Below are 12,586 nucleotides of genomic sequence, written 5' to 3' on the forward strand. Positions count from 1 at the left end.
GCGGGAAGGCCGTGGGGCAGGCTCAGATGTCGGCCCAGACGAGCCGGCCCGCCAGTGCGGCGCGGGTGCCCCAGCGGGCAGCCAGCGCCTCGACGAGAAGGAGCCCTCTGCCGTCCTCGGACAGACGGTCGAGGGCCTCGTCGCCCGTCGCCGGGACCCCGGCGACGGGCAGGCCCGTCGAGTCGCCCGGGGACGCCGGGGCCGGGATCCGGGCCCGGCCGCGGTTCCACACGCAGATGCGCACGCCCCCCGCGGAGCGCAGGAGCCGGCAGCGGATCCTCCGGGTGCTGGTGTGCTGCACGGCGTTGGTGACCAGCTCGGTCACTATCAGCGCCGCCGCTTCGATCCGTTCGGCCGGTTCGCCCCAGGCCCGCATGGCCTCCTGGACCCGGTGACGGGCCTCCGGCACGCCACCTGGCAATCGGGGAACCCACCAGCTGTGTGCACTTCGGGTGCCTCCGGCACCTTGGACACCTCCGTCATCGGGGGCACGCTCCGTGCAACTGACTATTTCCGACATGTATGCACTCTCGACGCAAAACGCATACTTTGCAAGCGACAGAGTGTGTAATGCTCCGCCCCGGGGCTCGACGGAGAAGGTATACGCATGCGAGCCCGTTCAGGTCCCACCGTGGAGCACCGCGTCCTCGCGGTCCGCCTGCGCATGCTGCGGGAACGCGCGGGCATCAGCCTGCGGGCCGCGGCCGAGGCGCTGGACGCCCACCCCGCCACCGTCCGGCGCATCGAACGCGCCGAGACCGGACTCGACGCCCGGCAGGTCGGCGTACTGCTGCGCTGCTACGGCGTACCGCCCGCCGTCGCCGAGCCCATCATGGCCGGGCTCTCGGCCGCGAACCTGCCCGGCTGGTGGCACCGCTGGCGGGACGCGATGGAGGGCTGGCAGCAGGAGGTCATCGGCGTGGAATCCTCGGCGAGCCTCGTGCGGACCTGGCACCCGGCGCTCGTGCCCGAGCTGTTGCGCACCCCCGCGTACGCCGCCGCGCTCCACCGTACGCGGTACCCCGACGACAGCCCCGCCCGCCGCGAGCGCCGCGTCGAGCTGCTGCGGGAGCGCCGCCGCCGCATGCGCGAGCGCGGGGCCGCCCTGTGGGCCCTGTTCCCCGCAGCAGCCCTCCACACGCGGGTCGGCGGCCGGGAGACCATGGCGGAGCAGCGGGCCGCGCTGGCCGAGGCGATGAAGGAGCAGCACATCACCGTCCAGGTGGTGCCGCTGGACCACCCGCCGCATCCCCTGACCGGCCTGCCGCCCCTGCACATCCTCCGGGTGCCCGCCCCCGAGATCGGGGACCAGGCGGTGCTGGAGACCCCGGGCGTGCGGGTCGACCTCATCGAGGATCCCGACGCCGTGATGGCCCACCGCATCCGGCTGGACGCCGCGTGCGCCGCCGCGCCCGGCCCCGGGACCCCGCTGCCGGAGTGAGCCGGCCCGGCGCGGCACACCGGGCCGCCGCCGGGATGCGGCGGGCCCCGGCGCCGTACAGCGTGGGGGAGTGGTGCAGTCGCGCAGGGCCCAGTGGATCCCGGTCGGGGTCATCGTGCTGGCTGTCGTGCTGGACCTGGCGACGCCGGCCGACGTCACCTCCGCGCCGCTGCTGATCGCCGCGCCCGTCGCAGCCGCACCGCTGCTGCGGCTGCGCGGCATCATCGCGATCGGCGTTCTCGCCATGGCCGTCCACGCGGTCCTCGCCCGGGTCGACGGCACCTTCGGCTGGCAGCGTGGCGTCGCCAACCAGCTCACCCTTCTGGCCGTAACCGTGCTGGCCGTCCTCATCAACCGCGCGCTGGAGGGCCAGCACGCCAGGACCCGGCGCGCCCGCCATATCGCCGCGGTGGCCCAGAGCGCCGTCCTGCCGCGGCCTCCGTCGCGCCTCGGCGAGCTCAGGATCGCCGCCCGCTATGTGCCCGCCGAGGACGAGGCCACCATCGGCGGCGACCTCTACGTCGTCCAGGACACCCCGCACGGCGTACGCGTGATGGTCGGGGACGTCCGCGGCAAGGGCCTCGGCGCGGTGAGCGCGGTCTGCGCCGACCTGGGAGCGTTCCGGTACGCCGCCGACGAGGCGGAGGACCTGCCGGGTCTGGTGTCCTCGCTGGAGCGGGCCCTGCTGCGCGAGGGCGGCCGGCGCGGTGGCCAGGAGGAGGACGAGGGGTTCACCACCGCGCTGATCGCCGAGTTCGCCGGAGGCCTCGACACCGTACGGGTCGTCAACCGGGGGCACCCGCCGCCGGTGCTGCTGGACGCCGAGGGCCGGGCCACCGTGCTCGAACCGTCCGAGGAGGCGCCCCCGCTCGGCATGAGCGCCCTGGGCAGTTGGCCGTCCCCGGTCGACACGTTCCCGTTCCCGCCCGGTGCCACCCTCGTCTGCTACACGGACGGGGTCACCGAGGCCCGCGACGAGTCCGGGGTCTTCTACGACGCGGCCGCCCGGCTGCCCCTCCTGATCCGCCACCGGGCGCTGATCGGCGACCCGGCCACCCCGGCGCAGATCCTCCACCTGCTGATCGAGGACGTCGGGCGCCACACCGGCGGCCGGATCCAGGACGACCAGGCGCTCCTCGCCCTGCACCGGCCCCGGCCGCGCGCGTAGGGAGCGGCGTGGCCACCGGCGGCGGTCACGCCGGCGTCCGCGCGGCCGCTCCGGTCAGGGCGTACGGCACAGAGCGCGGTCGACGAGGGCGCGCAGGGCGTCCTCCTGGCGGGCCGCGCTCCGCGCGTCCCCGGCGCGGCTGTGCGCGGAGACGGTGACCGTGCGCCTGCCGTCCGTGGTCGTCGCTGCCCGGACGACGTATCCGAAGCCGCTTCCGCCGTGCCCGAGGTAGCCGCCGCCGCAGGACAGGGGGGTGAAGAAGAGGCCCAGGCCGTCCCGGGTGCCCGCCGGGTGGCCGCCGTCCTGCGGCACCGGGACGGTGGTCCGCATGGCGGCGAGCTCGGCGGGCCGCAGCAGCCGTCCGTCGACCAGGGCGGTGTAGAAGCGGTTGAGGTCGCGGGCCGTGCCGGTCATCGACCCGTCCGCCCCGCTGTCGAAGGGCCGGTAGGGGATCGTGGTGTCGACCATCGGGCCGTCCTCGGCGAACTGCTGGTAGTCGGCCGTGTGCGGATGCGGCAGGAAGGGGTCGGTGCCCGGGGTGTCGGTGTGCCGGAGGCCCAGGGGGCGCAGGATGCGGTCGTGGACCTGCTGTTCCCAGGTGCGGCCGGTGACCTTCTGGATGATCATTCCGGCGAGTACGTAGTTCGTGTTGGAGTACTCCCAGCCGGTGCCTGCCGGGAAGGCGGGCTCATGGCGCATGGCCAGGGCGACCAGCTCCTCGGGCTCGTACGCGGTCCACCGGTGGGCGAAGTAGGTCCGGGCGCCGGGGTCGGGGAAGACGTCGTGGACGTAGTCGGACAGGCCGCTGGTGTGCTGCAGCAGATCGCGCACGGTGATGGTGCGGCCGTCGTTCCCGGCTCCTGACACGACCCCGGGCAGCAGTTCCTCCACGCTCCGGTCGAGGGAGATCCGCTTCTCGCCCGCCAGCTGCAGCACGACGGTGGCGACGAACGTCTTGGTGGTGCTGCCCAGACGCAGATAGCCGTCCCTGGGAACCGGCCGGCGCGTGACCAGGTCCCGCACCCCGGACCGGGCCTCGGTCGTGCCCCGCGGGGTCTCCACCCGGACCGCCACTCCGGTGACCCCGGTGTCCCGCAGCGCGTCGGCGTCACGCTGCACCGACCAGCCCGTGCCGGACGGGCGGGGAGCGGCCGAGGCCGCGGCGGACGGGAGGGACGACACGGCCAGGGCGAGCACCGCGACCGATAACCACGAACGACGAAAGATCATGATCCGAGGTTAGGAACGGGCGAGGGTCACCGGCCATCCGGTACACGCCCCGGCCGGAACGGGGGCCAACCGGATGGACGACATGCCGGGCGCCTCCCGTACGACGCGTCCGGCGCTACGTGTTTGAGGCGCCGTTCGTCGGTCACCCGCACGAAAGACACCTACGGCACGTGACCGACGACGTATCGACATCGGGAGTGAACAGAGTTGAGCAGCATGGAGAACTGGCGTCTGCACGCCGCCTGCCGGGAGGAGGACCCCGACCTGTTCTTCCCCATCGGCAGCACCGGCCCCGCCGTCGTCCAGGAGGCGGAGGCCAAGACCGTCTGCCGGACCTGCCCCGTGCAGGCCGCCTGCCTGGAGTGGGCCCTGGAGAACGGCCAGGACTCCGGCATCTGGGGCGGCCTGTCCGAGAACGAGCGGCGCGCCCTGAAGCGCCGCAGCCGCAGGCGGGCGGAGTCCCGGGGGCGCGGCGCGGCCTGATCCGCACCGCCGGATCTTTCGGACCCGGAGCGCGGGCATCGCCGCCACGGGTTCGTCATCCGGGGACGAGTGGGTACACGATGAGCCATGGACACCACCGTTTGGCTCGTTCTCGGCGCCGTGGCCGCGCTGCTCATGCTGGCCCTGGCCGTCGTGCTGCTGGTGCGCGTCTTCAAGGCCAGGAAGCTGCTGGTCGACGCCGGGATCCCGCTGCGGAACAAGGCGCTCGTCTGGGCGGCCGTCATCTACACCGTGTCACCGGTCGACCTGCTGCCCGACCCCGTCTACCTCGACGACATCGGCTTTCTGCTGGTCGCCCTGCGCTCCCTCCACGCGGCCGCGTCGGCCGCCGGGGTGCGTACGGGTACGCGGCCGAAGACCCCGGTGGAGAGCCGGCCGGACGCCGTGAGCTGAGGCGACCGACCGGCAGGACTCTCCCGAGGCCTTCCGTCCCGTGATTCTCCGGGGCCTGCCGCCCCGCGACTCTTCCGCGTCTGCTGCTCCGCGCGACTTCCTAACCGATCGCGGGCGCTCCCTGCGGCGACGTTCCCGGTCCCGGATCCTGCGGCTCCGGTGAGTCCGGTCCGGGCGGCTGCGGGGCCGACTGCGAGTCGGGCGACCCCGGCGGGTCCTCCGGCGCGGGCTCGGTCCCCGGGTCGTCGGGCGGCGGCTCCGAGGTCGCCGGGCCGTCCGGCGGGGGCTCGGAGGTCGCCGGATCGTCACCGGGCCGCGTCGCCGGGTCGTCCGGCGAGGACTCCGACGGAGTGGCCCCGGACGACGAGGGACAGGGGTCCGATCCGGGCGGGCAGGGGGACTCGGAGGCGTCCTTCGGCGGATCCGTCTTCTTGTCGCCGTCGCCCGTGTCACCGGCCGGCCGCTCGAACCAGTCGCCGTTCTCCGGATCGACCATCACGAACTCTTTCACCGGCTTCTCCGACGGCTCCACCACGACCACGTCGGAGGCCCGGTAGCCCGGCCACGCCTTGCCCACCTGCCGCGGATCGTCCTGGGCCACGGGCGGAAGCAGCGGGTTCCCGCAGGCGCACCGGACCCTGGGCACGCCCCGGTCGTCGACCAGGACCGCCGTACCCGCCTGGAGCACCGCCTGGTAGGCGTTGGCCTCGCCGTCGCGGTAGCCGTGGTTGGTGACGCGGGTGTCCATGCGCAGCGTCACGGGGGTGAGGTCCCGCAGATAACCGGGGACGGCGGACGGCTGGATGTCCTGGACCGAGGCGAACGCCCGGTTCTTGTCCGGAGCCGCCTGCAACACCTTGATCTGCTGCTCCACATCGCAACTGGCGACCTTGCGGGTGCCTCCGTACAGACCCGGGGCCGCGCCGTCCACACCCCGCGTCACCTGAGCGCCGGTCCTCGACGCGCTCGGCGCGACGGAGGGGCTGGCCGTGCCGGGCTCGGGATCGCTCTCCTTCGCCGTGGACTCCGTGAACGGATCCTGCCCGGACTCGCCCGCCGCCTGGAGGAACACCTCACCGCCCGCCTTCGACCCGCCGTCGGGCCGGGTCAGGACGACGACCAGCACCACCGCCGCGACCAGCGCCGTAGCGATCGCCGCGATCCGGGGCACCGAACGCCACCAGGGGCGGTCCGGTCCCGAACCCGGGGCGGCGCCCGAGCCGCCTCCCGGGCCGCCGGTACCGCCGCCGGAAGGACCGGAGTCACCCGAATCGCCCCCGCCGCCCGAACCGCCGGAGCCGTGCGGTCCGCCGTGGTCGCCGCCGCTGGGCGGGCCGGGCGGCGGACCGGTCACAGTCGGAGGGGGCGGTGCGGGGCCGTCCTGCGAGGGGCCCGAGAGCGGGCCGGACGGCGGCCCTGTGGGGCGGCCGGATGGAGGCGGTCGGTCACTCACGGGCTCTGCTCCCCGATGTCGGTACCCGCCCCGGACGTCCCTGCCCGGTCCCGTATCCGTACCAGGGCCATCAGCTGACAATCCGGAGCATTTCGCACCATTGTCTGCCCCGGCCGGGCGGTCCCCGCAAGCGGAGGGAGGGCCCGGTTCCCCGGGAAGCGGAGCGTACGGTCCCTGCCTAGCGTGGCAAGCGTGAACGTCCGCGCGAGCAACGACGAGAACAGCGCGCCCGCCCCGCACGGCTGGCGCCAGGCCCTCCTCGCGGTCCTCACCGGTGTGCTGGCCATGGTGGTGACCGCGGCCCTCGGCCTGTGGGCCGCCGGTGCGGCCGGGCTGCCCGGAGGCGCCTTCCCGGCCGTCGTCGCCGCGGTGGTGGTGATGGCCGCGGGCGGCTCCGTCGGGCTTTCCGGGGACGCCGGTTCCCTCGTCGGGACGCAGGCCGACCTCTCGGTCCTGCCGCTCTCGGTGACCCTGGTGGGCGCGCTCCTGGTCGCCCGCGGCTTCCTGCGCCCGCTTCACCACCGGGCCGTCGCCGGAGGCCGCGAACTGGCCGGCTGGGCGGGCCGGGTCGCCGCCCTGTGGATCGTCGCACTGGTCGTGCTCTCACTGATCGCCCGGCACACCTTCACCCTCTCGGCCGATGACCTCACCGGCAGTGAGGCCGGCGACCTCCTCGGCAGCGACCCGAAGGTCGGATTCCGGGCGGAGATCCCCCTCACCCTGGTCCTCGGGCTGCTGTGGCTGGCCGGCGTCCTCGTGCTGGCCCTGCTCGTCTCGCGCCGGGCCCCGCTCCCGGCCCGGCTGCTGCGCTTCCAGGAAGCGGTGCGCCCGGCGGCGTTCGCCGTGGTGGCGCTGCTCCTCGCCTGCGTCGCGCTCGGTGTCGTCGCCGGTCTCGTCGTGATGATCACGCGCGGGCACCCCGCCGAGACCGTCGCGGTGATCCTCCTCGGGCTGCCCAACCTGGTCTGGCTCGCGCTCACGCTCGGCCTCGGCGCGTCCTGGGAGGGCAAGGTCGAGGGCCCCTTCGGGCTGCCCATGCCCCAGGTGCTCGACTCCGTCCTGCGCACCCCCGACCTCTCCACCCTGAACCTGAGCACCCTCGCCGAACAGGACGGACGCGTCCGCTGGCTCGTGGTCGTCGTCGCCGTGCTGGTGCTCGCCGCCGCGTTCCTCATGGCGGCCCGGTCGCCCGCCGGGACGCGGCTGTGGCAGCACGCCGTGCACATGGCGGTGGCGCTGACCCTGACCGTGCTGTTCATCTGCCTCACCGCCCGGATCTCCGCCCACTACGGACTGTCCCTCCTGGGCCTCGGGGACCTCGGCGGCGGACTCGGCGGTGAGGTGTCGCTGCGCCCGAAGCTGTGGACGGCGCTCGGGTTCGCGGTGCTGTGGGGCCTGGTCACCGGCTTCCTCGGCGGCCTCGCGGCCTCCCGGGTGCACCGGCGCGGTGAGGTCCGGGACGCGGGGCCCGAGGCCTGAACCGGCCTCACCGGACCGGTCGGCCGGCTTTCCGGGAACACCGACCCGCCTAGGGGAACACCGGGTCGGCCCAGCGCGGCGGCGCGGGCGGAGCCTCGGGGGCCGACGACCAGGAACCGGCCGGTGCGTCCACCCGGGTCGGCGCGTGCTCGCCGGGGCCGATGCCCGCCGCGGCGGCCCGCAGCGCGGCGACGAACCTGAGGCAGGTCTCGTAACGGTCCTCCGGGGACTTGGCGAGCGCCTTCGCCAGTACGCCGTCGACCGCGGGCGGGAGCACCGGCCGCAGTGAGCTCGGCGGGGTGGGCGGGTCGTACTGGTGGGCCCACAGGAGCGCCATGTCGTCGTCGCGCTGGAAGGGCGGCGCACCGGTCAGGGTCTCCTGGACGACGCAGGCGAGGCTGTACACATCGCACCGCCCGTCCACGGGCCGCCCGGAGATCTGTTCCGGCGCCACGTAGTCGAGGGTGCCGACGAACTGGCCGACCGTGGTGAACCCGGTCAGCGACAGGGACTTCTTCGTCAGCCCGAAGTCCGTCAGATACACATGCTCCGGATGGTCGCTGTCGGTACCCGCCGCCACCAGGATGTTGCCGGGCTTCACGTCCCGGTGCACCAGGTCGTGGTCATGGGCCGCGTCGAGCGCGGAGGCGACCTGCGCGGCGATCCGGACGGCGGCGGTGAGGTCCAGCGGCCCACGCCGGTCGATCAGGACGCGCAGGTCGGCGCCCGCGACGAAGCGCATGGCGATGTAGAGCAGCCCCTCGGTCTCGCCCGCCTCGAACACCGGCACGATGTGGGGGTGGTCGATCGCGGCCGCCACCCGCGACTCATGGGTGAACCGCTGCCGGAAGGTGTCGTTGCGGGCCAGTTCGGGCGCGAGCAGCTTCAGCGCGACGATCCGGTCCAGCCGCAGATCCTTGGCGCGGTAGACGACCGCCATACCGCCGCGCCCGATCTCGGCCTCCACCAGATAGCTCGCGATCCGCTTGCCGACGAGATCGTCCTCGCGCCCGGTGGGCAGCCCGGCATCGTGCGACGGCGGAGGCGGCGGCACCATCGGCCGTCACCGTCCCGCGTCCCCGGACGTCCCGCCGCGGGGCGGTTCGTCGGGCCCGGCGACGGTGATCGCCCGGGTGGGTTCGGGTGCGTCGGGCGGTACGAGGCGGGTGGGTTCGGGCCCGTCCGGGGTGACCACGCGGGTGGGTTCGGGCCCGTCGGGCGGTACGAGGCGGGTGGGTTCGGGCCCGTCCGGAGGTACGACGCGGGTCGGTTCCGGCCCGTCCGGGGCCACCACGCGGGTGAGTTCGGGGCCGTCTGGTGGTGCCGTGCGGGTCGGCTCCGGATCCGGCTCCTCGCCGGTCACCACTCGCGTCGGCTCCGGAGCCGGGGCCCTCGGCGCCTCCGCCTCCCCGGACGCCGCTCCGGCCGCTCCCGCCCCCCGGCCCGCCGGTTGTTCGCTCGCCGCCGCTCCCGGTCCCGCCTGCGCCGCGTACGTACTCAGCCGCGTCCCGTCGCAGTAGACCCACCGCTCGTGCTCGGCGTCGTACAGCCACACCGACTCCCCGTCCACCACCATGCCCACCCGCAGCCCCCGAGTCCGCTGCCGGAAGCCCTCCCCGTCGCTGCGGCCCTCGGCCAGATCCTGCGCCGCGCGGCGGTACCGGCTCAGCGACTCCTCCGCCCTGGCCAGCAGCGGCCGTGGGTCCGCGGTGCGGGCGAGCGGCGCCCCGGCGGCCGGCGGCGTCCGCGGTACGGAGACGAGGAGACGCCCGTCGACCCAGGCCGACCAGCCGTTGGAACAGGCGACGTACGCCCAGTCCCCGCGCCGGTCCTGCACCTGCACCGGGAGCAGCGGGTCCAGCGGGTCGGTGGGCCGGGCGACATCGGGGGCCTCCCAGGCCGAAAGGCCGTCCGGCGGGACGACGTGTGTGGGGCGGAATTCCGGGGTCGGGGTCGCCATGGAACCGCCTCACTTCCGCATGACCGCGGGCTCGTGCCGCCTCAGCAGTTTCGCGACCACGTATCCGAAGACGACCGAGAGGACGACCAGCATGCCCATGTTGAGCAGCCAGACCCCGGCCGAGTGCCCGAACAGCGGATCGGAGGTCAGGTCGCCCGGCACGATCCGCGCCAGATCGATCGTGCCCGCCATCGCGCCGAGCGCCCACCGCGAAGGCACCAGCCAGGACAGCTGCTCCACGCCGGGGACGCCGTGCAGTTTGAGCAGCGCACCGCAGAAGACGACCTGGACGATGGCGAGGAGGACGAGCAACGGCATCGTCACCTCCTCCTTGCGCACCAGCGCGGAGACCAGGAGGCCGAGCATCATCGCGGTGAAGGACAACAGCGCCACGGCCAGGGTGATCTCCACGAGTGGTGGCAGGAACACCCCTTCGCCGCCCGGAGCGCCGAGATCGACACCCACAAGACCCACCAGCGTCAGCACCACGGCCTGGAGGACGGTGATGGCCCCGAGCACCACGATCTTCGACATCAGATACGCGGATCTGGAGAGCCCGACGGCCCGTTCCCGCTGGTAGATCACCCGTTCCTTGACCAACTCCCGTACGGCGTTGGCCGCTCCGGTCAGCACACCGCCCACGCACAGGATCAGCAGCGCGTTCATCGCCGTCTCCTGGGTGAGCCGGCTGCCCGCCAGTGCGCGGGCCATGGCGCCCATGACGAAGGGCAGCGCGATCATGATGATCAGGAACGTCCGGTCCGCGCTCAGCGCGGAGGCGTACCGGCGTACGAGCGTATGCAGTTGCGCACCCCAGTTACGGGGCTTCGGCGGCGGCGCGACCAGTGCTCCGGGCGCGGCCGGTGGCAGATGGGGCTGTGCCGTGGCGTTGACGATGTACTGCCGGTGGAAGGGCGAGTCCGCGTAGGTGGTCGCCCAGTCGCGGTCGCGGTCGTTCTCGAAGGCCTCGAACGCCTCCGGCCACTCCGCGAAGCCGAAGAAGGCGAGGGCGTCCACCGGCGGGCCGTAGTAGGCGATGCGGCCGCCGGGCGCGAGGACGAGCAGCCGGTCGCAGACCTCCAGGCTCAGCACGCTGTGCGTGACGACGATGACGGTGCGTCCGTCGTCGGCCAGCCCGCGCAGCATGTGCATCACCGAGCGGTCCATACCGGGGTCGAGCCCCGACGTCGGTTCGTCCAGGAAGAGCAGCGAGGGCTTCGTCAGCAGCTCCAGGGCCACGCTCACGCGCTTGCGCTGGCCGCCGGAGAGCGAGTGGATCGGCTGGTCGGCGCGCTGTTCCAGGCCGAGTTCCTGAATCACCTCGGCGACCCGCGCCTGCCGCTCCGCCTTCGCGGTGTCCTGCGGGAAGCGGAGCTCGGCGGCGTAACCGAGGGCCTTACGCACGGTCAGCTGGGAGTGCAGGATGTCGTCCTGCGGGACGAGGCCGATGCGCTGGCGCAGCTCGGCGAAGTCGCGGTAGAGGTCACGGCCGTCGTAGAGGACCGTGCCGCTGTCGGCCGGGCGCAGCCCGGTGAGCGCGTTGAGCAGTGTGGACTTGCCCGCACCACTGGGCCCCACCACGCCGAGCAGGCACTTCTCGCCGACGGGGAAGGAGACCCGGTCCAGCAGGGTCTTGCCGTCCTTGCCGGCCCGGCCGACCGTCACCTCCAGGTCCTGGACGTCCAGCGACACCTCACCGGTGTCCACGAACTCCTGGAGGGAGTCGCCGACCAGGCAGAAGGCGGAGTGGCCGATGCCGACGATGTCACCGGGGCCGACGGGGGCCCGGGCGACCGGCTGACCGTTGAGGAAGGTTCCGTTGTGGCTGCCGAGGTCGACGATCTCGTAGCTGCCGTCGGCCGGCGCGCGCAGTTCGGCGTGGTGGCGCGAGACCACCAGGTCGTCGATGACGAGATCGTTGGAGGCGTCGCGGCCGATGCGCACCGTCTTCGCGGGCAGCGGCCGCACCGTCGTCGGCTGCCGGAACGTGCCGGTCGCCGCGGGCATCGACACGGCCGACGGCCGGTCCGCGGAGGGGGTGGCGGCGGGCGCGGGGGGTTCCCGGCCCAGCAGGACGGCGCGCGGTCCGTCGCTCGGATTGCCGAAGCGGATCTCGCTGCCCGCGCCGACGTCCGAGGCGTGGATGCGCCGGCCGCCGGTGTACGTGCCGTTGGTGCTCTCCTCGTCCTCGATGGTCCAGTGACCGGCCTCGGGACGGAGGATCGCGTGGTGCCAGGAGACCCTGTTGTCGTCGATGACGATGTCGCTCTCGGGGTCGCGCCCGACATGGTAGTCCCGGCTCGGACTCATCACCGTGGAGCCCAGATCGGTCTCCAGAACGAGTTCGGGCGCAGTCGGCGTCGCAGGCCGCTCTCCCATGTCCTGAATTCTACCGATACGTAACGATCGGCGCCCGCTGCCGGCGAAACGCCCGGCGGCTCAGCGTTCCACGGTCGCCAGGATGACCTTCCCGCCGCCCGCCGCCTCACGGACCCGTACCTCCCGGGCCAGCCGCTGGATCATCGGCCAGCCGAATCCGCCGGTCTGTCCGGTCAGGTCGGGCGTCCGGTCCTGCGGGTGCGCCGGGCTGGGGTCGGTGACCCGGACGTGGACGCCCTTGCGGTCGGCGGTCAGCCACAGCGCGGTGACGGCCCCCGCGTGCCGGACGGCATTGGTGACCAGTTCCGACACGAGGAGCAGGAGGTTCTGGATCGTGTGCGAGGTGGGCGCGGGGTGCAGCCGGGCGACGAAGGCGCTGACCGCGTCCCGCGCGTCGGCGGCCTTCTCCGGCCGGCAGACGACATCGGTACGGGTCTCGCCGTCCGGTGAAAACGTCATCAGAATACGGTCGTTCATAGCGTCCACCCCGTCGCGTGAGCTTTCTGGCTGGAGTTCGGGTACCCCCGCAAGGGCATTTCATGGAAATCGGCCGAAGAAAATGTGCGGGGTCCGGCGAAA

12 protein-coding genes are annotated in these 12,586 nt (G+C 73.5%); 5 read left to right on the plus strand and 7 right to left on the minus strand.

The features are described from left to right. Window positions 1-22: 22 nt before the first annotated feature. A complete protein-coding gene (locus tag AC0VY3_RS15985) occupies window positions 23-421 on the minus strand; it encodes an ATP-binding protein (protein ID WP_103510416.1) in 399 nt (132 codons plus the stop codon). A 186-nt stretch (window positions 422-607) separates the two neighbouring features. Between AC0VY3_RS15985 and AC0VY3_RS15990 the strand changes: the two genes are divergently transcribed. After that, window positions 608-1,441, plus strand: coding sequence for a Scr1 family TA system antitoxin-like transcriptional regulator (locus AC0VY3_RS15990; protein WP_103510415.1), 834 nt, complete (start codon window positions 608-610; stop codon window positions 1,439-1,441). A gap of 70 nt (window positions 1,442-1,511) precedes the next feature. Then, complete coding sequence (locus AC0VY3_RS15995; protein ID WP_475549849.1) at window positions 1,512-2,609, plus strand: PP2C family protein-serine/threonine phosphatase; 1,098 nt, start codon at window positions 1,512-1,514, stop codon at window positions 2,607-2,609. A 54-nt stretch (window positions 2,610-2,663) separates the two neighbouring features. Here the strand turns inward: AC0VY3_RS15995 and AC0VY3_RS16000 are convergent, their stop codons facing one another. Next, on the minus strand, window positions 2,664-3,839 hold the full coding sequence (locus AC0VY3_RS16000; RefSeq protein ID WP_475549850.1) for a serine hydrolase domain-containing protein: 1,176 nt from the start codon (window positions 3,837-3,839) through the stop codon (window positions 2,664-2,666). Window positions 3,840-4,055: 216 nt separating this feature from the next. On the opposite strand from AC0VY3_RS16000, the gene AC0VY3_RS16005 reads away from it, so the two are divergent. Both AC0VY3_RS16005 and AC0VY3_RS16010 read left to right on the plus strand, forming a co-directional pair. Continuing rightward, complete coding sequence (locus AC0VY3_RS16005; protein WP_103510413.1) at window positions 4,056-4,322, plus strand: WhiB family transcriptional regulator; 267 nt, start codon at window positions 4,056-4,058, stop codon at window positions 4,320-4,322. 87 nt (window positions 4,323-4,409) lie between these two features. Then, window positions 4,410-4,736 carry a YkvA family protein gene (locus tag AC0VY3_RS16010; protein ID WP_103510412.1) on the plus strand — a complete coding sequence of 109 codons (327 nt, stop codon included), beginning with the start codon at window positions 4,410-4,412 and terminating at the stop codon, window positions 4,734-4,736. Window positions 4,737-4,836: 100 nt separating this feature from the next. Here the strand turns inward: AC0VY3_RS16010 and AC0VY3_RS16015 are convergent, their stop codons facing one another. Next, complete coding sequence (locus AC0VY3_RS16015) at window positions 4,837-6,189, minus strand: DUF6777 domain-containing protein (RefSeq protein WP_258047250.1); 1,353 nt, start codon at window positions 6,187-6,189, stop codon at window positions 4,837-4,839. 192 nt (window positions 6,190-6,381) lie between these two features. Here AC0VY3_RS16015 and AC0VY3_RS16020 point away from each other — a divergent pair, with 192 nt between their 5' ends. Next, window positions 6,382-7,668 carry a streptophobe family protein gene (locus tag AC0VY3_RS16020; RefSeq protein WP_475549851.1) on the plus strand — a complete coding sequence of 429 codons (1,287 nt, stop codon included), beginning with the start codon at window positions 6,382-6,384 and terminating at the stop codon, window positions 7,666-7,668. Window positions 7,669-7,717: 49 nt separating this feature from the next. Here AC0VY3_RS16020 and AC0VY3_RS16025 read toward each other — a convergent pair whose 3' ends face one another. The 4 genes from AC0VY3_RS16025 to AC0VY3_RS16040 are packed head-to-tail and all read right to left on the minus strand — an operon-like array spanning window position 7,718 to window position 12,484. Then, window positions 7,718-8,725 carry a serine/threonine-protein kinase gene (locus AC0VY3_RS16025; RefSeq protein WP_242740736.1) on the minus strand — a complete coding sequence of 336 codons (1,008 nt, stop codon included), beginning with the start codon at window positions 8,723-8,725 and terminating at the stop codon, window positions 7,718-7,720. A gap of 6 nt (window positions 8,726-8,731) precedes the next feature. Continuing rightward, on the minus strand, window positions 8,732-9,628 hold the full coding sequence (locus AC0VY3_RS16030) for an SH3 domain-containing protein (RefSeq protein WP_475549852.1): 897 nt from the start codon (window positions 9,626-9,628) through the stop codon (window positions 8,732-8,734). A 9-nt stretch (window positions 9,629-9,637) separates the two neighbouring features. Next, window positions 9,638-12,007: an ABC transporter ATP-binding protein/permease gene (locus tag AC0VY3_RS16035; protein ID WP_475549853.1), complete on the minus strand. Its 2,370-nt coding sequence runs from the start codon at window positions 12,005-12,007 to the stop codon at window positions 9,638-9,640. 60 nt (window positions 12,008-12,067) lie between these two features. Then, window positions 12,068-12,484 (minus strand): ATP-binding protein, encoded by a 417-nt coding sequence (locus tag AC0VY3_RS16040; protein WP_103510407.1) that lies wholly within the window; start codon window positions 12,482-12,484, stop codon window positions 12,068-12,070. Between the last annotated feature and the right edge of the window lie 102 nt (window positions 12,485-12,586).

The sequence above is a fragment of the Streptomyces sp. iso_384 genome, assembly GCF_056172905.1.